The following is a 20,439-nucleotide window of genomic DNA, read 5'->3' on the forward strand; positions in this document are numbered from 1 at the left end:
GCAGTCGCCGGCCTGTGTCCCTCCAGGGCCCCGGCCGACGGCGGACCCAGCAGAGATGAAGCACTGCGTAGAAGGGGAAGCCATGACAGCGACGACCGACGGAAGCACCGGAGCGGCAACGCCCCGAGCGGCCTCGGCCACCGGAACGACCGACACCACTCCCGCGGCGCCCGGCGCACTGGGTGCCGCGGCCCGCGCCATAGAACGGTCCACACAATTCCTGTTGTCCCGCCAGGACGCCCAGGGGTGGTGGAAGGGCGACCTGGAAACGAATGTGACCATGGACGCCGAGGACCTGTTGCTCCGTCAGTTCCTGGGCATCCAGGACGAGTCGACCACCAGAGCCGCCGCCCTCTTCATCCGCGGCGAGCAGCAGGGCGACGGCACCTGGGCCACCTTCTACGGCGGCCCCGGCGAACTCTCCGCCACCATCGAGGCGTATGTGGCGCTGCGCCTTGCGGGGGACGCCCCCGACGCGCCGCACATGGCCAGGGCGTCCGCCTGGATCCGGGAGCAGGGCGGCATCGCGTCGGCCCGGGTCTTCACCCGCATCTGGCTCGCCCTCTTCGGCTGGTGGAAGTGGGACGATCTGCCCGAGCTGCCGCCCGAACTCCTTTATTTTCCCAAGTGGTTCCCGCTCAATATCTATGACTTCGGCTGCTGGGCGCGGCAGACCATCGTGCCGCTCACCATTGTCTCGGCCAAGCGCCCGGTGCGTCCCGCGCCCTTCCCGCTGGATGAGCTGCACACCGACCCCAGCACCCCTAATCCCGCCAAACCCCTTGCCCCGGTGGCGAGTTGGGACGGCATCTTCCAGCGCATGGACAAGGCGCTGCACCTCTATCACAAGGTCGCGCCGCGCGGTGTGCGCAAGGCCGCGATGAACAGCGCCGCACGCTGGATCATCGAGCGGCAGGAGAACGACGGCTGCTGGGGCGGCATCCAGCCGCCCGCCGTGTACTCCGTGATCGCGCTGCATCTGATGGGCTACGACCTCGACCACCCGGTCCTCAAGGCGGGCCTCGAATCCCTGGACCGGTTCGCCGTGTGGCGTAAGGACGGCGCGCGGATGATCGAGGCCTGCCAGTCGCCGGTGTGGGACACCTGCCTCGCGGCCATCGCCCTCGCCGACGCCGGGGTGCCCGCCGACCACCCGCAGCTGGTCAAGGCCGCGGACTGGATGCTGGGCGAGCAGATCGTGCGCCCCGGCGACTGGTCGGTGCGCAGGCCGGGCCTGACCCCCGGCGGCTGGGCCTTCGAATTCCACAACGACAACTACCCCGACATCGACGACACCGCCGAGGTCGTCCTCGCACTGCGCCGGGTCGCGCACCCGGACAAGCCGCGCCTGGAGAACGCCATCGAGCGCGGTGTGCGCTGGAACCTCGGCATGCAGTCGAAGAACGGCGCCTGGGCCGCCTTCGACGTCGACAACACCAGCCCCTTCCCCAACCGCCTGCCGTTCTGCGACTTCGGCGAGGTCATCGACCCGCCCTCCGCCGACGTCACCGCGCACGTCGTGGAGATGCTCGCCTGGGAGGGCAGGTCCCACGACCCGCGCACCCGGCGGGGCGTGGAGTGGCTGCTCTCCGAACAGGAGGCGAACGGCGCCTGGTTCGGGCGCTGGGGCGTCAACTACGTCTACGGCACCGGGTCGGTGCTGCCCGCGCTCGTCGCCGCCGGGCTGCCCGCCTCGCACCCGGCGATCCGGCGCGCGGTCGCCTGGCTGGAGTCGGTCCAGAACGACGACGGCGGCTGGGGCGAGGACCTGCGCTCGTACCGCGACGAGGCGTGGATCGGACGCGGCGCGTCCACCGCGTCCCAGACCGCCTGGGCGCTGCTCGCGCTGCTCGCGGCGGGGGAGCGGGACGCCAAGTCCGTGGAGCGCGGCGTCGACTGGCTGACGCAGGCGCAGACCGAGGACGGCTCCTGGGACGAGCCGTACTTCACCGGTACCGGCTTCCCCTGGGACTTCTCGATCAACTACCACCTCTACCGGCAGGTCTTCCCGCTGACCGCGCTCGGCCGGTACGTGAACGGGGAGCCCGCCGTCGGCGGCTCCGGCAAGGGGGGCTGATGACCGCATCCCCGGCGCGGCCGGGCTCCGCACCGCTCCTCGTCGCCTGTGCGCTCGGCATCGAGCACCTCGCCCTGCGCACCGGCGACAAGGGCGGCGCGAGCGGGCCCATGACCGTCCTCAGGACGGGCATGGGCCCGCGGGCCGCCGAGCGCGCCGTGGCCAAGGCGCTCGGCACCCCGCCTCTGGACGAGGCGGCCGTCGTGGCCACCGGCTTCTGCGCCGGACTCGCCCCCGGCATGCACCCCGGCGATCTCGTCGTCGCCGACGAGACCCGCCACGACGGCGGCGCCACGCCCTGCGTGGGCACCGCGCTCCTGGTCGAGGAGCTGGTGCGGGCGCTGCCCCGCCGCACCGTGCACACCGGTCCGCTGACGGGTTCCGACCACGTCGTCCGCGGCCACGAGCGCGGCGATCTGCTCGCCACCGGCGCCATCGCGGTGGACATGGAGTCCGCCGTCACGCTGCGCACCGCGGTGACGGCGGGGCCCCGCCCCGTTGCCGCCGTCCGGGTGGTCGTGGACGCCCCACAGCACGAACTCGTACGAATCGGCACGGTGCGCGGTGGAATATCGGCCTTCCGCGTTCTCCGTGCCGTGCTTCCCGCTTTCTTCGAATGGCACCGTTCTTCGCTGCTCCCCCGGAGGTGAGCCAGATGGTCATGCCGCTGCGTCAGTCGATCAAGGTCGCTACGTACCTGATGGAACAGAAGCTGCGCAAGCGGGACAAGTTCCCGCTGATTGTCGAGTTGGAGCCGCTGTTCGCGTGCAATCTGAAGTGCGAGGGCTGCGGGAAGATCCAGCACCCGGCCGGGGTGCTCAAGCAGCGCATGCCGGTGGCCCAGGCCGTGGGCGCCGTTCTTGAGTCCGGTGCGCCGATGGTGTCCATCGCGGGCGGCGAACCGCTGATGCACCCTCAGATCGACGAGATCGTGCGGCAGTTGGTGGCCAAGAAGAAGTACGTCTTCCTTTGCACCAATGCCATGCTGCTGCGCAAGAAGATGGACAAGTTCACGCCCTCGCCGTACTTCGCGTTCGCCGTGCACATCGACGGGATGCGCGAGCGCCACGACGAGTCGGTGGCGAAGGAGGGGGTGTTCGACGAGGCGGTCGAGGCCATGAAGGAGGCCAAGCGGCGCGGCTTCCGGGTCACCACCAACTCGACCTTCTTCAACACCGACACCCCGCAGACGATCATCGAGGTGCTCAACTTCCTCAATGACGAGCTGCAGGTCGACGAGATGATGCTGTCGCCCGCCTACGCCTACGAGAAGGCGCCCGACCAGGAGCACTTCCTCGGCGTCGAGCAGACCCGCGAGCTGTTCAAGAAGGCCTTCGCGGGCGGCAACCGGCGCCGCTGGCGGCTGAACCACTCGCCGCTGTTCCTCGACTTCCTCGAGGGCAAGGTCGACTTCCAGTGCACGGCGTGGGCGATCCCCAACTACTCGCTCTTCGGCTGGCAGCGCCCCTGCTATCTGATGAGCGACGGGTACGTCCCCACGTACCGGGAGCTGATCGAGAAGACGGACTGGTCCAAGTACGGCCGCGGCAAGGACGAGCGGTGCGCGAACTGCATGGCGCACTGCGGCTACGAACCGACGGCCGTGCTCGCCACCATGGGCTCCCTCAAGGAGTCCCTGCGGGCCATGCGCGAGACCGTCAACGGAAACCGCGGGTGACGTCATGACCCCTGGAGCGCCCGTCGCGTTGGGCCTCCCGGAGCTGCCGGTCCGGCCCCTCGCCGAGCGCCGCGTCTCGCGGCGCATCGAGGTCGGACCGGTGGCCGTGGGGGGTGGCGCGCCGGTGTCGGTGCAGTCGATGACGACGACGCGGACGTCGGACATCGGGGCGACGCTGCAGCAGATCGCGGAGCTGACGGCGTCGGGGTGCCAGATCGTGCGGGTGGCGTGTCCGACCCAGGACGACGCGGACGCGCTCGCGACGATCGCGCGGAAGTCGCAGATCCCGGTGATCGCCGACATCCACTTCCAGCCGAAGTACGTGTTCGCGGCGATCGACGCCGGGTGCGCCGCGGTGCGGGTGAACCCCGGCAACATCAAGCAGTTCGACGACCGGGTGCGTGACATCGCGCGGGCGGCGAACGACGCGGGCACCCCGATCCGGATCGGCGTCAACGCCGGATCGCTGGACGCCCGCCTCCTGAGGAAGTACGGCAGGGCGACGCCGGAGGCCCTGGTCGAGTCGGCGCTGTGGGAGGCGTCGCTGTTCGAGGAGCACGGGTTCCGGGACATCAAGATCTCGGTGAAGCACAACGACCCGGTGGTGATGGTCAACGCCTACCGGCAGCTGGCCGCCGCCTGCGACTATCCGCTGCACTTGGGGGTGACGGAGGCGGGCCCCGCCTTCCAGGGCACGATCAAGTCGGCCGTCGCCTTCGGCGCGCTCCTCAGCGAGGGCATCGGCGACACGATCCGCGTCTCCCTCTCCGCCCCTCCGGCCGAGGAGGTCAAGGTCGGCATCCAGATCCTGGAGTCGCTGAACCTGCGCCAGCGCCGCCTGGAGATCGTGTCCTGCCCCTCGTGCGGGCGGGCCCAGGTCGACGTCTACAAGCTGGCGGACGAGGTGACGGCGGGGCTCGACGGCATGGAGGTGCCGCTCAGGGTCGCGGTCATGGGGTGTGTGGTGAACGGCCCTGGTGAGGCGCGTGAGGCCGACCTCGGTGTCGCCTCCGGCAACGGCAAGGGGCAGATCTTCGTCAAGGGCGAGGTCATCAAGACCGTGCCCGAGTCGAAGATCGTGGAGACCCTCATCGAGGAGGCGATGAAGATCGCCGAACAGATGGAGGCCGCAGGCGTCCCGTCCGGGGTGCCCGACGTCACAGTGAGCTGAGAACGAACCAGTAAGGGGGCCCGAGCATGACCATTCTGGAGACGATCCGGGGGCCGCGCGACCTGAAGGCGCTGACCGAGGCCGAACTCGCGGAACTGGCCGAGGAGATACGGGAGTTCCTGGTGCACGCGGTCGCCAGGACCGGTGGTCATCTCGGGCCCAACCTGGGGGTGGTGGAGCTCACCATGGCCCTGCACCGGGTCTTCGAGTCGCCCGTGGACCGCATCGTGTGGGACACCGGCCACCAGAGCTACGTACACAAGCTGCTGACTGGGCGTCAGGACTTCTCCAAGCTGCGCGGCAAGGGCGGTCTGTCCGGCTACCCCTCGCGCGAGGAGTCCGACCACGACATCGTCGAGAACAGCCACGCCTCGACCGCACTGGGCTGGGCCGACGGCCTCGCCAAGGCCCGTGACGTGCTCGGCGAACGCGGGCACGTCGTCGCCGTCATCGGAGACGGGGCGCTCACCGGCGGCATGGCGTGGGAGGCGCTGAACAACATCGCCGCCGCCAAGGACCAGCCCCTGATCATCGTCGTCAACGACAACGAACGCTCGTACGCCCCCACCATCGGCGGCCTCGCCAACCACCTGGCCACCCTGCGCACCACCGACAGCTACGAACAGGTCCTCGCCTGGGGCAAGGACGTCCTCCAGCGCACCCCCGTCGTCGGCCGCACCCTCTACGAGTCGCTGCACGGCGCGAAGAAGGGCTTCAAGGACGCCTTCGCGCCGCAGGGCATGTTCGAGGACCTCGGCCTGAAGTACGTCGGGCCCATCGACGGGCACGACACCAAGGCCGTCGAGTCGGCGCTGCGCCGCGCGAAACGCTTCCACGGGCCCGTGCTCGTGCACTGCCTCACCGAGAAGGGGCGCGGCTACGAACCCGCGCTCGCCGACGAGGCGGACCGCTTCCACACCGTCGGCGTGATGGACCCGCTCACCTGCGAGCCCCTCGCCCCGTCCAACGGCCCGTCCTGGACCTCGGTGTTCGGCGACGAGATCGTCCGCATCGGCGCCGAGCGCGAGGACGTCGTGGCGATCACGGCGGCCATGCTGCACCCGGTGGGCCTCACCAAGTTCGCCGAGGCCTATCCCGACCGGGTGTGGGACGTCGGCATCGCCGAGCAGCACGCGGCGGTCGCGGCCGCCGGACTCGCCACCGGCGGCCTGCACCCCGTCGTCGCCGTCTACGCCACCTTCCTCAACCGCGCCTTCGACCAGCTCCTCATGGACGTCGCGCTGCACCGCTGCGGGGTGACGTTCGTCCTCGACCGCGCCGGGGTCACCGGGCCCGACGGGGCCTCCCACAACGGCATGTGGGACCTGTCCGTCCTCCAGGTCGTCCCTGGCCTCAGGATCGCCGCGCCGCGCGACGCCGACCAGCTCCGCAGCCAGCTGCGCGAGGCCGTCACCGTCGACGACGCGCCGACGCTGCTGCGGTTCCCCAAGGAGTCGGTGGGCCCCTCGATCCCGGCGGTCGACCGCGTCGGCGCCATGGACGTGCTGAGCCGGGACGCCGAGGCAGGCTCCGACGCCGACGCAGGCTCCCACGCTGACGACGGCTCCGACGCCGACGTGCTGCTCGTCTCCGTCGGCGTGATGGCACCGGTGTGCCTGGGCGCCGCCGACCTGCTGCGGGAGCGCGGGATCAGCGCCACCGTGGTCGACCCGCGCTGGGTCAAGCCGGTCGACCCGGCGCTGCCCCCGCTGGCAGCGCGGCACCGGCTCGTGGCGGTCGTCGAGGACAACAGCAAGGCGTCCGGGGTCGGCGCCGCGGTCGCGCTGGCCCTCGGCGAGGCCGAAGTGGACGTACCCGTACGGCGGTTCGGCATCCCCGACCAGTTCCTCGCGCACGCCAAGCGGGGCGAGGTGCTCGCCGACCTCGGACTCACCCCCGTCGAGATCGCCGGGAGCATCAGCGCGACCATCGCGCGCCGGGACGCCGCCGGCGCCGGCGCGCCGGAGCAGGCCGGACCCACCGGCACCGAGAGAGCCGGTGCGGCCGGCGAGGAGAACCCAGCATGACCAGCATGAGCAAGGAGTTCGACCTCGGCCGGCTGCTCGCCGAGCGCGGCGGCGAACGGTACGAACTGCACGCGCGGCACCTGAACCACCAACTGCCGCGCATGCTGCACACCATCGGCTTCGACAAGGTCTACGAACGCGCGGAGGGCGCCCACTTCTGGGACGCCGACGGCAACGACTACCTGGACATGCTCGCCGGGTTCGGCGTCATGGGCCTCGGCCGCCACCACCCGGTCGTGCGCAAGGCGCTGCACGACGTCCTCGACGCCTCCCTCGCCGACCTCACCCGCTTCGACTGCCAGCCCCTGCCCGGCCTGCTCGCCGAGCAGCTGCTCACCCACAGCCCGCACCTGGACCGGGTGTTCTTCGGCAACAGCGGCACCGAGGCGGTGGAGACGGCCCTGAAGTTCGCCCGGTACGCGACCGGGAAGCCGAGGGTGCTGTACTGCGCGCACGCCTTCCACGGGCTGACCACCGGGTCTCTGTCCGTCAACGGCGAGGACGGGTTCCGGGACGGCTTCGCGCCGCTCCTGCCCGACACGGCGGTCCCGCTCGGTGATCTGGACGCCCTGCGCCGGGAGCTGAACAAGGGCGACGTCGCCGCGCTGATCGTCGAGCCCGTCCAGGGCAAGGGCGTGCACGAGGCACCGCCGGGCTATCTGCGTGCCGCCCAGGACCTCCTGCACCGGCACAAGGCGCTCCTCATCGCCGACGAGGTGCAGACCGGCCTCGGCAGGACCGGCGCGTTCTACGCCTACGAGCACGACGAGGGCGTCGAGCCCGACCTGGTGTGCGTCGCCAAGGCGCTGTCCGGCGGCTATGTGCCGGTCGGTGCCACCCTCGGCAAGGACTGGATCTTCAAGAAGGTCTACTCGTCCATGGACCGGGTCCTGGTGCACTCGGCGAGCTTCGGGGCCAACGCGCAGGCCATGGCGGCCGGGCTCGCCGTCCTCGCCGTCATGCGGGACGAGAAGGTGGTGGAGAACGCGCGTGTGACCGGCGAGCTGCTGAAGTCGCGGCTCGGCGCGCTCGTGGACCGCTACGAACTGCTCAGCGAGGTGCGCGGGCGCGGACTCATGATCGGCATCGAGTTCGGCAGGCCCAGGTCCCTGAAGCTGCGCAGCCGCTGGACGATGCTCCAGGCCGCGCGCAAGGGCCTGTTCGCGCAGATGGTGGTCGTGCCGCTGCTCCAGAAGCACCGCATCCTCACCCAGGTCTCCGGCGACCACCTGGAGGTCATCAAGCTGATCCCGCCGCTCACGGTGGGGGAGAAGGACGTCGACCGGTTCGTGGACGCCTTCACCGCCGTCATGGACGACGCGCACAGCGGGGGCGGGCTGATGTGGGACTTCGGCAAGACGCTGGTGAAGCAGGCGGTGGCGAACCGGTAGCGGGGCCGCATTCGAGGGCTTTTGCCTCAGGGGCAAGAAAGTTGCCCCTGAGGCAAGGCTCTGGCTGAATCGAGGCATGAACCCTGCCGAGCCCGCGGGGGCCGCCCCGGAGCCCGGCGACACCGCCGACCCCCGGGCCGACACCGTCGCCGATGCCCTGCCCGTCGTCGCGCCCCAGCTGCGGGACCTGCGCCGCCGCGCCGCCCTCACCCTGGAGGCCGCCGCCCGCGCGGCCGGGCTCTCGCCCGCGCACCTGTCCCGCCTGGAGACCGGACAGCGCCAGCCGTCCCTGCCGATGCTGCTGGCGCTCGCCCGTACCTACGGTACGACGGTCTCCGAGCTCCTCGGCGAGACCCCCGCCGACCGGCACTCCGTCGTCCGCGCCCCCGACATGGAGCCCACGGCGGCCGGCGGCTGGACGTACTGGCAGGCGGGCGCGCCCGGCCGGGGCATGCAGGCGCTGCGGGTGCACGTCCCGCACGGCGCGCAGGGCGACATCGTGCGGGTCCACCCGGGCGAGGAGTGGCTGTACGTCCTCACCGGACGCCTGCGGCTCCGGCTCGGCGACACCGCGTACACCCTCGCCCCGGGCGACAGCGCGCACTTCGACTCGCTGACCCCGCACCGGATCGCCGCCGCGGACCACGGCGGCGCCGACCTCCTCTTCGTCCACACCTTGCTGCAGAGCCCGGCCACCGCGCTGTGCCTCGGCGGCCCCACCCAGGGAGACCGACATGACGGAATCTGAGCAGCCGCAGCCGCAGCCCGAGCGCCGCATGGTCCTGCAGGAGAAGTTCCCGCGCGCCCTGTGGGTCCGGCTGATCATCTATGTGGCCGTGGGCCACGTGTTCGCGTTCTTCGTCTATCTGCTGTTCGTGCTCGGCGGCAAGAACCAGTAGGGGGCGCCCCGGCAGAGGGGCCGCCCGGGTCAGTCGAGGAGCCGCTCGCGCAGCCGCTCCCGCGTCTGCGGGCTGACGCCGAGGCCCCGCTCCAGATAGGTGTCCGTGTCGCCCCACGTCAGCGCGATGGTCTCGAAGGCCGCGTCCAGATACTCGGCACGGGCGTCGAACAGGGGGCTCAGCAGCTCCATCACCTCGGGGGACATCGCGTCCGCCGCGGTGCTGCTGCGGTACACCTTGTAGCGGCGTGCCGGGGCGTTCGACTCCAGATAGTCCGCCCTGATCGCGTCGGGCTCCACGCCGACCGCGAGCAGCGTCACGGCTATGGAGAGGCCCGCCCGGTCCTTGCCCGCCGCGCAGTGCATGAGCGCGGGCACGCTGTCCTCGGCGAGCGCGTGCAGCACCCGGCTGTGCTCGGCCGTGCGCTCCTTGATGATCGTCCGGTACGAGGCCGACATCCGGCCCGCGGCCTTGCCGTCGGACAGGACCGAGCGCAGCTGGTCCAGGTCCCCGTCGCGGACCATCTTCCAGAACTCGGCGCCGTCGGCCGGGTCGGTCAGCGGCAGATTCACGTTGCGCACGCCCGGCAGCGCCACGTCCGGGCCCTCGAGGCGCTGGTCGGCGGCGTTGCGGAAGTCGAAGATCGTGTGCAGGCCCAGCGAGCCGAGGAACGCGGCGTCGGCGTCCGTGGCGTGCGCGAGGTGACCGCTGCGGAAGAGCACGCCGTGCCGCACCCGGCGGCCGTCGAGCGTCGGCAGTCCGCCCACGTCACGGAAGTTGCGCACGCCGGCCAGCTCGGGCTCGGTCGACGGGACCTGCTGCGTCACGGGGTCTCCTCATACTCGGGGGCGGCTTCGCGCGACCGCGCGGGCGCGTGGCCCGCAGGTGGTTGCGCCTTCGACGATACGACACGGGTTCCTGAGGCAATCAGTCCTGGTGCGGGGGTGCCCGGAGGTGCGCGCGGTGGCGCGCAGGGGTGGCGCACGCGGGAGGTGCGCAGGCGTTGCCCCGGGGGCGCGGGGGCTCGAAGATGTGCGTACGCGCGCGTGCCTGTTGAGATCTGTTCCCGTATCTGTGGAGCTCTGGTGGTTCGATGATCGAGATCGGCGCAGACGACCGTACGTGGCTCCTCTCGGGGCCCACCAGCAGCTACGCGCTCCGGCTCACGGACCGTGACGAGCTGCTGCACCTCCACTGGGGCCCGCGGATCGCCCTGGCCGACGCCGAGGCCCTCGCGGCGGCGCCGACGCCCCCGGAGCGCCCCTTCGAGTCGTGGCTCGACGGCCGCGAGGAGTATCCGGTCGAGGGCGGACCCCGGTTCGTGCGGCCCGCGCTCTCGGTGCGCGGCGGCGGGGTGCGCGGAACTGAGTGGCGGTTCCTGCGGTGGGCCGAGGGCGCCGACGGCGAACTCCAGCTGCACTTCACCGACGCCGTGCACGGCCTCCAGGTCACGCTGTCGTACCGGATGCGCGGTGACGTCGTCGAGCGGTACGCCGTCCTGCTCAACGCATCGACGGGTGCGACGGACCTGGAGGTCCTGCGGGCCGACTCCGCGACCTGGACCCTGCCCCCGCGCGAACGCTGGCGGTTCTCGCAGCTGCACGGGCGCTGGGCGGCGGAGTCCCGGCTCGTACGGTCTGAACTCACGTACGGGGAAAGGGTCATCGGCAGCCGGCGCGGGCACACCGGGCACCAGCACCTGCCCTGGGTGGAACTCGACGCGGACGGTGCCACCGAGGAGCACGGCGAGGTCTACAGCTGCGCGCTGGCGTGGTCCGGGTCGTGGCGGATCTCCGTGCACCGACTCCCGGACGGCGCCGTGCAGATCACCGGCGGCAGCGGGCACGACGACTCCGGGCAGGAGCTGCTCCCGCCCGGCACGGCGATCGCCACGCCGGTGTTCGCGGGCCTGTGGAGCGACAGCGGCTTCGGCGGGACCAGCAGGACCTGGCACGCGTACCAGCGGGCACACGTGATCCCGGACGCGGACGAGGTGCGGCCGGTGCTCTACAACTCCTGGGAGGCCACCGGCTTCGACATCTCCGAGGAGCAGCAGCGGGCGCTCGCGGAGCGGGCCGCGGAGCTCGGCGTCGAGCTGTTCGTCGTCGACGACGCGTGGTTCGGCGCCCGCGTGTCCGACCGGGCCGGGCTCGGCGACTGGACGCCCAACCCCGACCGCTTCCCCGGCGGCCTCGGGCCGCTCGCCGACCACGTGCACGCCCTGGGCATGCGCTTCGGGATCTGGGTCGAGCCGGAGATGGTCAACGCCGACAGCGACCTCTACCGCGCCCACCCCGACTGGGTGCAGCACCACCCCGGCCGCGCCCGCACCGAGTTCCGCAACCAGCTCGTCCTCAACCTCGCGCGCGAGGACGTGCGCAACCACCTCTGGGAACAGCTCGACGCCCTCCTGACCGGCGCACCCGTCGACTACGTGAAGTGGGACTTCAACCGCTGCTTCACCGACGCGGGCTGGCCGGGCGAGCCCTACCCGCAGCGGCTGTGGGACGCCCATGTGCACGGCTTCTACGACCTCCTCGACCGGCTGCGGGCCGCGCACCCCACCGTCGCCTTCGAGTCCTGCTCGGGCGGCGGCGGCCGCGTCGACCTCGGCGTCCTCGCCCGCACCGACCAGGTCTGGACGTCCGACAACACCGACCCCCTGGACCGGCTCGCCATCCAGCACGGATTCAGCCAGATCCATCCCGCGCGCGTCATGGCCGCCTGGGTCACCGACAGCCCCAACACCCAGCTCAACGGGCGCGTCAGCTCGCTCAGGTTCCGCTTCGTCAGCGCCATGGCGGGCGTGCTCGGCGTCGGCGGCGACCTGACCCGGTGGAGTGCGGCGGAGCGCGCCGAAGCCCGCGACTGGGTCGAGCTCTACAAGGAGATCAGGCCCGTCGTGCAGCTCGGCGACCTGTACCGGCTGCGGGATCCGGACGGCGGCCCGTGCGCGGTGCAGTACGTCCGCGGGGACGACGTCGTCGTCCTGGCCTGGCTCCCGGCGCAGGCGTACGGGCAGGAGACGCCGCCGGTGCGGCTGCGGGGGCTCGACCCGGCGGCCGCCTACGCGTGCGCGGACACCGGGGCGGTGCACCGCGGCGCCGTCCTGCTGCACCACGGGCTGCGCACCGGCCTCCGGGGAGATCTGGACGCCGCCGTGTTCCGGCTCCGGCGGCTCGCCGATGTCACGGACGCCGCGGACGCGTATTCCGGGTTGGCGCAATCTTGACCAATGGCTTATCTCACCCCGCGTCAACCCCTTATTACGATGGCGTAGGTCACTTGTCGCCAGGAAAGATGTGACGACGTGACAGCAGAGTCGACACACTTCATCAAAAACGCACCCACGGACACCTTCACCTCCTACGCAGCGGTCGGCGACAGCTTCACCGAAGGCGTGGGGGACCCCGGACCCGACGGCACCTTCGTCGGCTGGGCCGACCGGCTCGCCGTCCTCCTCGACGACCGTGTCCCCGAGCACTCCTTCCGGTACGCCAACCTCGCCGTGCGCGGCAAGCTCCTCGACCAGATCGTCGCTGACCAGGTGCCGCGCGCCAAGGAGCTGGCCCCCGACCTGGTCACGTTCGCGGCGGGCGGCAACGACATCATCCGGCCCGGCACCGACCCCGACGAGGTCGCCGAGCGGTTCGAGCGCGCCGTCGCCGACCTCGCCTCCGCCGTCGGCACCGTCGTCGTCACCACCGGGTTCGACACCCGGGGCGTGGCGCTCCTCAAGCATCTGCGCGGCAAGATCGCCACCTACAACGGCCATGTCCGCGCGGTCGCCGACCGGTACGGCTGCCCGGTCCTCGACCTGTGGTCCCTGAAGTCCGTGCAGGACCGGCGGGCCTGGGACGACGACCGGCTCCACCTGTCGGCCGAGGGGCACACCCGGGTGGCGCTGCGGGCCGCCCAGGCCCTCGGCCTGGAGGTGCCCGCCGACCCGGAACAGCCCTGGCCGCCGCTGCCGCCGCGCGGCACCCTCGAGGAGCGGCGCGACGACATCCACTGGGCGCGCGAGCACCTGGTGCCGTGGATCGGGCGACGGCTGCGTGGCGAAAGCTCCGGCGACCATGTGGCGGCGAAGCGCCCGGACTTGATGCCGCTCTGAGTACCCGCCACGGGCGGGTCGGGCTCGACCGGTGAGGTGACAGGGCGGGAGTGGCGGACCCGGGCGCGGGCGCGCGGGTGCTGGGATGACGGCCAGCCGCCCCTCGGGGCGGACGACCGGCACACCGGAAGGGCTCCCACCATGTCCGCAGCTCCGCGCCCGCCCGCCCCCGCCCGCTCCCCGCGTTCGCGCACCTCGCTGTGCGTCCTCACGACGGCCGTCGTCGCGCTCGGCCTGTCGTCGGCGCTCGCCTCGCCCGCCGCGGCCCTCGCGGTGTCGGCCCCCGCCCCGGCCGTCGCCAACCCCACCCCCACCCCGTCCACCGTGACCGTCACGGGCACGGGCTCCGCGAGCGCCGTCCCCGACCTCGCCGTGGTCGGCATGGCCGTGGAGGTCACCGCTCCCACGGCGGAGAAGGCCCTCGCCGCGCAGCACGCCGCCGCGAACGCGCTGCTCGGGGCCCTGCGGAGGCAGCAGGTCGCCGAGCGCGACGTCCGTACGGACAGCCTGGAGCTCTCGGCCGTGTACGAGGACGGGGGCGGGGGCGGGACATCCAAGCTCACCGGGTACCGGGCCGCACAGAGCTTCAGCGTGAAGGTGCGTGAGCCGCGTCGGACCGGGCGGGTGATCAAGGCGGCGGTGGCCGCCGCGGGGGATGCCGTGCGGGTCAACGGGGTGACCTTCGATCTGGCCGACGCGCGGCCGTTGCGTGCGAAGGCCCGGGAGGCGGCGCACGAGGACGCCCGGTCCAAGGCCGAGCACTACGCCGCCCTCACCGGGCGGGAGCTCGGGCGGCTCGTCTCCCTCACCGAGGCCGAGTCCGGGAATCCTCGGCCTCTGACGGTGTCTCCGTCGGCCTTCGCCAAGCAGGAGGGGGTGCTGGTGGCGCCCGGGGAGATTCAGGACAGTGTGTCGGTGGTGGCGGTGTACGAGTTGCAGTGAGGGGGCTGGCCGGGGGCTCCCCAACCCCGCCCCTTCCCGAAACCGGGGGCTGCCGCCCCCGGACCCCCGCTATCGGCGCTTCGCGCCTCGTCCTCAATCGCCGGACGGGCTAGAAACTTCCCCGGGGCGGGCTGAAGCCTTGCCGCAGCGGCGAGATGTATAGCCCCTCATGGGGGTCCCCCCTGCTCCTTAAGAGCTTGGGGGAGTTTGAGGAGCGGGGTCTGGGGCGGAGCCCCAGTTTCGGGAAGGGGTGGGACTGGGGCGCCCCCGCGAGGGCGGGCACGCGTCCGCCTCAGCTCTTCAAGGCATCCGGGGACAAGCCCAGTTCGCGGGCCAGCGCCTCGTCCGCCCAGGCACGGGCCCGGGCCCGGGACACCGACCCGGGGTAGGCCGTCACCTGGACGGCGAGACCGTCGAGGAAGGCGGTCAGGCGGAGGGCCGAGGCGCCGGGGTCGGCGCAGGCGAATTCGCCCGCCGCCACACCCTCGGCGAGAACTTCGGCGAGCGCCGCCTTCCAGCGCCGGTCCAGATCCCGGGTGACCGACCGCAGCGCGGGCTCACGCAGGGCGGAGGCCCACCCCTCGATCCACAGCCGCCACCCCTTGGCGGGCCCCGTCGGCGCGTACCAGCGCACCGCCGCCCGCAACCTGCGCACCGCCGACGTACGGCGGCCCAGAAGCTTGTGCAGATGCGCCAGATCACCCTCGGCGGCATGCGCGAACGCGGCGGCGACCAGCTCGTCCTTGGTCGAGAAGTGGTAGAGGACGAGCGCGTTGCTCACCCCGAGCGCGGCGGCGACGTCCGCGATGCGCACGGCCGCCACACCGCGTACCTCGATCTGTTCGACGGTGGCGGTCAGCAGTTCCACCCGCCGCTCCGCCACGCTCAACCGCACTCTTGTCACGCCGTGCACCCTACCTACGCGCGTCACCCAGGGCGTATGCGCGGCGGGGCACGGCGGACGGCCCGGCCGGGAGTCAGGGGGCCGCGCGCGGCGCGTACCAGCCGAAGCGGTCCGTGATCTCCGGGAGCCGATCCGCGGCCAGGGCGTGCGCCGCCGCGCGCGGTGTCGTACCGTCCCGGCGCGCCCGCGCGAGCACCTGCCCGACCAGCGCCCGCATGGCGAGCCGGGTGTGCGCGAAGGCCTCATCGGCCATGGCCGCCCCCGAGGCCCGCGACGCGGCGGCCGTGCCGATGTCGCCGAACAGCGTCCACCACCACCAGGCGTTGGTCGCGGAGTTGACCACCACGTCCGGCAGGACCGTGACGCCGCGCGCGGTGAGCAGCCGCTCCGCGTCCGGGAGCACCGGCATGTTGGCCGCCTCCGCGATCCAGCGGGCCCTGATCCGGTCCTGGTTGGCGGCGTCGACCGCGTACGACACCGCGGCCGGTACGAGGACCTCCGCGTCGGCCGACAGCCAGGCGTCGTCGGGGAGTTCGCGGTCGCCGGGGCGCAGGGCCGCGCGGTCGACGGTGCCGTGGGCGTCGCGGGCGGCCAGGAGCGCCTCCACGTCCAGGCCGTCGGGGTTGGCGATCGTGCCCTTGATGTCGGCCACCGCGACGACCGTGAGCCCCGCCCGGGCGAGGAAGCGGGCGGTGGCGCCGCCCATGGTGCCGAGTCCCTGCACGGCCACGCGCGCGCGGTCGGGCGCCGTGCCCGCCGCGTCGAGCGCGGTGAGCACGGACTCCGCGACACCGCAGCCCCCGACCAGCGCGTCGAGCCCGACCCCGTCGACCTCCACGGCGAACGCGTCCGCGAGACGCCGCCGGGCCGCCGCCTCGTCGTCGAGGAGCGGGTAGACGGCCTGCACGCAGGAGGTCAGACCGGCCTCGGCGGCGGCCCGGTCGACGGCGTCCTGGGTCAGGCCGAGGTCCTCGCCCATGGTCCAGAAGTCCGCGATGTAGGGGCGCATCGCCCGCAGGTAGCGCACCAGCACGTCGTACGCCGCCGGGTCCCGCGGATCGCAGTCGATGCCGCCCTTGGCACCGCCGAGGGGGATGTAGCGGGCCCGGGGGTCGTAGTGCAGGGCCTCCTTCATCGTCATCCCGCGCGCGAGCCCGGCGACCTCCTCCAGGGTGCAGCCCGGCCGCATCCGCAGGCCCCCGCTGCACACCCCGCGCACCAGCCGGTCGACCACCAGGAAGCCGCGCCGGCCGGTGACGTGGTCGGTCCAGGTGAGGGACAGGAACGGCGGGGAGCCGGGGGGCGGTGGGCTTGCGGATGCGGGCACGGGGCGGCTCCTGCGGGTCTGCCGACGACTACTGACTGCTCGGTCAGTAGTACACCATGGCCCCCTGGGGCGTCGGCTCACACGGTGGGGCGGGACTTCCCCGCGGGTGCGTCGCGCAGGTCGCAGGCCTCCTTGAAGCCCTGACTGGTCAGCCCCATCGCGGAGTTGAACCGCGAGCGCATGTTCTCGACGGCCACCATCATGGTCAGCTCCACGAACGCGGCCTCGCCGAGGGCGGCGAGCAGCCGGGCGGAGAGTGCGTCGTCGTCCTCCGGCGGGTTCGCGGTCATCGCCTCCGCGTACGCCATCACGTCCCGCTCCAGCGGCGTGTAGACGTCGCTCTCGCGCCACAGCGGTACGTCCCGCAGCTTGCGCGGGTCCATGCCGCGCCGGTTGCCCTCCCAGTGGCCGAAGTCCATGCACCAGGCGCAGCCGATCGCCGCCGCCGACGTCATCTCGGCCAGCATCTTCAGGTCCCCGTCGAGCTTGCGGAACTTGGCGACGGACTGCTCGAAGCGCAGGTAGGACCAGAGGACGCGGCTGTTGTGCGCCATCGCCCTGCCCGGGTCGAGGACCTTGCCGTAGGTGCGCTTCGAGTACCACTCCATGGCGCGGAAGAAGAGTGTGCGGGGCGGGGTGAGCGAAATGCGGGCCATGGGGGCCACCTCCGGGTCGTACGCGGCGTGGTTTCGCCGTCTCGAAGAGGAGACGGATCGGGGGCGGCCGGATGTGACATCGGGGTCGGAAGGGGTCCGCGGTGGCCGTCGGGTCCAGTCGGGTCCAGTCGGGGCCGGTCGGGGCCGGTCGGGCCGTGGGGGCCGGCCCCGACCGGCCCCGGCGGCCGCTGTCAGGGGTGGCGCACATAATGGGGGGAGCCTGAGCAATTCTGTTTCTGGAGGTGCCGTGTCCCGGTTCTCGAGCCCCCGGCTCCGCTCGCTGCGGCCCGCCGCCTTCGGCGCGGACCCCGCGGGGGAGCGGCTGGCGCGCATCCAGAGATCGCCGCACTTCGCGAACGGCTCGTTCCAGAACCCGCTGGGCGCCAGGACCCGTCCTTCTGGGTCCGCCCTGGAGTTCGCCAAGATCTACTTCCGCAAGGAGGAGCGGGTCCGCCGCACCCCCTCCGCCCCGATCCCGGTGCACGCCACGACGCTCGCGGACCTCGCCAGGCCCCCGGCGAGCGGCCTGCGGCTCACCTGGATGGGGCACTCCAGCGTCCTCGCCGAGATCGACGGGCGCCGGGTGCTCTTCGACCCCGTGTGGGGCGAGCGGTGCTCGCCGTTCGCCTTCGCCGGGCCGAAGCGGCTGCATCCGGTGCCGGTGCCCCTCGCGGAGCTCGGCCCGGTCGACGCGGTCGTGATCTCCCACGACCACTACGACCACCTGGACCTGCCCAGCATCAAGGCGCTCGCCGGCGCGGACACGGTGTTCGCGGTGCCGCTCGGCGTCGGCGCCCACCTGGAGCGCTGGGGCGTGGCCGCGGACCGGCTGCGCGAGCTGGACTGGCACGAGTCCACGGGCATCGGCGGCCTGACCCTGACGGCGACACCCGCGCGCCACTTCTGCGGGCGCGGCCTGCGCAACCAGCAGCACACGCTGTGGGCGTCCTGGGCCGTGCGCGGCCCCGAGCACCGCGTCTTCCACAGCGGTGACACCGGCTACTTCCCGGGCTTCCAGGAGATCGGCGCCCAGCACGGCCCGTTCGACGCCACGATGATCCAGATCGGCGCGTACTCGGACTTCTGGCCCGACATCCACATGCGCCCCGAGGAAGGCGTCCGCGCCCACCTCGACCTCCAGGGCGGCACGCCCCACGGCGTCCTGCTGCCCATCCACTGGGGCACCTTCAACCTCGCGCCGCACCCCTGGTCGGAGCCCGGCGACGGCACCCTCGCCGCCGCCCGCGCCGAGGACACCGCCGTCGCCCTGCCGATCCCCGGCGAGCCCTTCGAGCCGTCGTCCGACGACATGCCCGACGCCCCCTGGTGGCGTGCGGTCGCCCGGGCCCCGCAGAGCGCCGCGGCGGGCGCCCCGAGGACGTGTGGCCGGAAGAAGCCGGCGACGCCGACCGCCGCGGGCCCCGAGGTCGCGGAAGTCGGCTGACCCGGACCGCGCCCCCGGACCGCGCCCCCGGACCGCACCCCCGGACCGTGCCCCGGGCCTCGGCGCGCGGACATCCGTGCCGTTCCTCGCGCACCCGTACGAGCGTTTTCGCGCAGCCGTGCGACGCGTCATACCAGAGCGGGACCCCTGCCACCGGAGTTTGTCAACTGCCCACCGCACTTGATGCGGTGACGACTACCGTGTGTGGCCGTCGGGCGACGCAGGGATCACATCACGGCCTGCCGGCCGGCATCGCGATGCCATCGACGAGGTGCCGCTGCGGACCGCCGCGGTGTCTCGTCCGCACGTACCGAGGACGCAGATGTCTCACCTTCGCGCACCGGCAGCACGCGCAGACCGCCGGGAGAGCGGGCGGCACGGCAGGTCCGGGAGCCGCGCCGCGCCACCCCTGCCCGAGGCGCGCATACGGCCCCAGCTCCTGCGCATCGCCGTGCTGCCCGCCGTCGCGGTCGGCCTGTGCGGCAGCGCGGCCGTGCTCTACCTGATCCGGGACGCCGGGGCCCGGCCCCGGCCGCCCCTGCTCGCTGTGCTCGGCGCCGCCGCGCTGCTCGGCCTCGCCAGCGTCGTGATCGCCGCGGTGGCCGCCGAACGGGCCGCGCGGTCCGTGCGCGACCGCGTCGGCGCGCTCCGCCGCGCCTGTGCACGCGGCCAGGCCGACCTGCGCGAACTCGTCGAACAGCTGCGCAGGGGCGACGCGCCGACCACGCCCGGGCAGCCGCCCGCGCGGGCCGTGGGCGCGGGGGACGAGTTCGGACCGCTCGCCGAGGAGCTGTCCCGCGCGCACGACGGCGCCGTCACCGCCGTCGTGCAGGCGGCACAGCTCTCCAGCCAGGCGGGCAGCGAGCAGAAGGTCGAGGTCTTCGTGAACCTCGCCCGGCGGCTCCAGTCCCTCGTGCACCGCGAGATCTCGCTCCTCGACGACCTGGAGAACACCGTCGAGGACCCCGAACTCCTCAAGGGCCTCTTCCACATCGACCACCTGGCCACCCGCATCCGGCGGCACGCGGAGAACCTGGCCGTGCTCGGCGGCGCCATGTCCCGGCGTCAGTGGAGCAGGCCGGTGACCATGACGGAGGTGCTGCGGTCCGCCATCGCCGAGGTCGAGCAGTACTCCCGGGTGAAGCTGGTGCCGCCGATCGACGGGACCCTGCGCGGGCACGCCGTCGCCGACGTCATCCACCTGCTCGCCGAACTCGTCGAGAACGCCACCGTGTTCTCCGCCCCGCACACCCAAGTCCTGCTGCGCGCCAACCTCGTGACCGCCGGGCTCGCCGTCGAGGTCGAGGACCGCGGCCTCGGCATGCCGCTCGCCGAGCAGGTCCGGATGAACCAACTCCTCGCCGACCCCGACCAGGTCAACGTCGCCAGCCTGCTCCAGGACGGGCGCATCGGGCTCTTCGTGGTCGCCGCGCTCGCCCGCAGGCACGGCATCGCCGTCCGCCTCCAGACCAACATCTACGGCGGCGTGCAGGCCGTCCTGATCGTCCCGCAGGGCCTCCTCGGCGCCGAGCAGGACGACGGGGCGACGGCCGCCCGGGGTGGCACGGGCGGCAGCGGTGCCGTGGGTGCGGGCGGCGGCGCGAGCGGTCTGGTGCCGGGGCCCCGGCAGGCCACCTCCGCCTACCCGGGCCCCGACCCGGCCCCGGCCCGCGCCACCGCCAAGCCCCCCGCACCGGACCGGACCGCCGCCGGGGACCCGGCGCGGGCACGCCGTCGCCGACGTCATCCACCTGCTCGCCGAACTCGTCGAGAACGCCACCGTGTTCTCCGCCCCGCACACCCAAGTCC

Annotated in this window: 17 protein-coding genes; 13 read left to right on the forward strand and 4 right to left on the reverse strand. The window is 72.7% G+C overall.

Annotated elements, in window-relative coordinates:
* Positions 1–82 precede the first annotated feature (82 nt).
* The 8 genes from shc (at position 83) to OO63_RS20595 (ending at position 9,243) form a co-directional block, all read left to right on the forward strand.
* Entirely contained in the window at positions 83–2,077 is a 1,995-nt protein-coding gene (shc, locus tag OO63_RS20560; RefSeq protein ID WP_030357037.1) for a squalene--hopene cyclase, read from the forward strand.
* Positions 2,077–2,727, forward strand: a complete 651-nt coding sequence (locus OO63_RS20565; RefSeq protein ID WP_030357038.1) for a phosphorylase family protein — start codon at positions 2,077–2,079, stop codon at positions 2,725–2,727. The genes shc and OO63_RS20565 overlap by 1 nt, the downstream gene beginning before the upstream one ends.
* 5 nt (positions 2,728–2,732) lie before the next feature.
* Complete coding sequence (gene hpnH / locus OO63_RS20570; RefSeq protein WP_030357039.1) at positions 2,733–3,755, forward strand: adenosyl-hopene transferase HpnH; 1,023 nt, start codon at positions 2,733–2,735, stop codon at positions 3,753–3,755.
* Between the two features lie 4 nt (positions 3,756–3,759).
* On the forward strand, positions 3,760–4,926 hold the full coding sequence (ispG, locus tag OO63_RS20575; protein ID WP_030357040.1) for a flavodoxin-dependent (E)-4-hydroxy-3-methylbut-2-enyl-diphosphate synthase: 1,167 nt from the start codon (positions 3,760–3,762) through the stop codon (positions 4,924–4,926).
* A gap of 26 nt (positions 4,927–4,952) precedes the next feature.
* Entirely contained in the window at positions 4,953–6,953 is a 2,001-nt protein-coding gene (gene dxs / locus OO63_RS20580) for a 1-deoxy-D-xylulose-5-phosphate synthase (RefSeq protein ID WP_030357041.1), read from the forward strand.
* A gap of 5 nt (positions 6,954–6,958) precedes the next feature.
* Positions 6,959–8,344 carry an aspartate aminotransferase family protein gene (locus OO63_RS20585; protein WP_466263208.1) on the forward strand — a complete coding sequence of 462 codons (1,386 nt, stop codon included), beginning with the start codon at positions 6,959–6,961 and terminating at the stop codon, positions 8,342–8,344.
* A gap of 76 nt (positions 8,345–8,420) precedes the next feature.
* Complete coding sequence (locus OO63_RS20590) at positions 8,421–9,092, forward strand: helix-turn-helix domain-containing protein (RefSeq protein ID WP_030357043.1); 672 nt, start codon at positions 8,421–8,423, stop codon at positions 9,090–9,092.
* 28 nt (positions 9,093–9,120) lie between these two features.
* Complete coding sequence (locus OO63_RS20595; protein WP_033264300.1) at positions 9,121–9,243, forward strand: DUF6126 family protein; 123 nt, start codon at positions 9,121–9,123, stop codon at positions 9,241–9,243.
* 29 nt (positions 9,244–9,272) lie between these two features.
* Here OO63_RS20595 and OO63_RS20600 read toward each other — a convergent pair whose 3' ends face one another.
* Positions 9,273–10,070, reverse strand: coding sequence for a tyrosine-protein phosphatase (locus OO63_RS20600; RefSeq protein ID WP_030357044.1), 798 nt, complete (start codon positions 10,068–10,070; stop codon positions 9,273–9,275).
* Positions 10,071–10,336: 266 nt separating this feature from the next.
* On the opposite strand from OO63_RS20600, the gene OO63_RS20605 reads away from it, so the two are divergent.
* From OO63_RS20605 to OO63_RS20615, 3 genes are all read left to right on the forward strand, one after another.
* Positions 10,337–12,475 carry an alpha-galactosidase gene (locus tag OO63_RS20605; protein WP_031192586.1) on the forward strand — a complete coding sequence of 713 codons (2,139 nt, stop codon included), beginning with the start codon at positions 10,337–10,339 and terminating at the stop codon, positions 12,473–12,475.
* Between the two features lie 78 nt (positions 12,476–12,553).
* The gene (locus OO63_RS20610) at positions 12,554–13,357 is read left to right on the forward strand and encodes an SGNH/GDSL hydrolase family protein (RefSeq protein ID WP_051811021.1); all 804 of its coding nucleotides are present in this window, start codon (positions 12,554–12,556) and stop codon (positions 13,355–13,357) included.
* Between the two features lie 141 nt (positions 13,358–13,498).
* Positions 13,499–14,299: an SIMPL domain-containing protein gene (locus OO63_RS20615; protein ID WP_234311059.1), complete on the forward strand. Its 801-nt coding sequence runs from the start codon at positions 13,499–13,501 to the stop codon at positions 14,297–14,299.
* A 292-nt stretch (positions 14,300–14,591) separates the two neighbouring features.
* Here the strand turns inward: OO63_RS20615 and OO63_RS20620 are convergent, their stop codons facing one another.
* The 3 genes from OO63_RS20620 to OO63_RS20630 all read right to left on the reverse strand — a co-directional run bounded on the left by OO63_RS20620 (position 14,592) and on the right by OO63_RS20630 (position 17,186).
* On the reverse strand, positions 14,592–15,203 hold the full coding sequence (locus OO63_RS20620) for a TetR/AcrR family transcriptional regulator (protein ID WP_106983292.1): 612 nt from the start codon (positions 15,201–15,203) through the stop codon (positions 14,592–14,594).
* Between the two features lie 73 nt (positions 15,204–15,276).
* A complete protein-coding gene (locus tag OO63_RS20625) occupies positions 15,277–16,530 on the reverse strand; it encodes a Glu/Leu/Phe/Val dehydrogenase dimerization domain-containing protein (protein WP_033264301.1) in 1,254 nt (417 codons plus the stop codon).
* Between the two features lie 77 nt (positions 16,531–16,607).
* The gene (locus OO63_RS20630) at positions 16,608–17,186 is read right to left on the reverse strand and encodes a carboxymuconolactone decarboxylase family protein (RefSeq protein ID WP_030357050.1); all 579 of its coding nucleotides are present in this window, start codon (positions 17,184–17,186) and stop codon (positions 16,608–16,610) included.
* Between the two features lie 247 nt (positions 17,187–17,433).
* Here OO63_RS20630 and OO63_RS20635 point away from each other — a divergent pair, with 247 nt between their 5' ends.
* A complete protein-coding gene (locus OO63_RS20635; RefSeq protein WP_078619250.1) occupies positions 17,434–18,630 on the forward strand; it encodes an MBL fold metallo-hydrolase in 1,197 nt (398 codons plus the stop codon).
* A 322-nt stretch (positions 18,631–18,952) separates the two neighbouring features.
* Positions 18,953–20,439: sensor histidine kinase (locus OO63_RS20640; RefSeq protein WP_248782213.1), on the forward strand; the 1,487-nt coding region annotated here is incomplete at its 3' end.

Origin of the sequence: Streptomyces alboflavus (genome assembly GCF_000716675.1) — a bacterium.
Taxonomy (GTDB): Bacteria; Actinomycetota; Actinomycetes; order Streptomycetales; family Streptomycetaceae; genus Streptomyces; species Streptomyces alboflavus.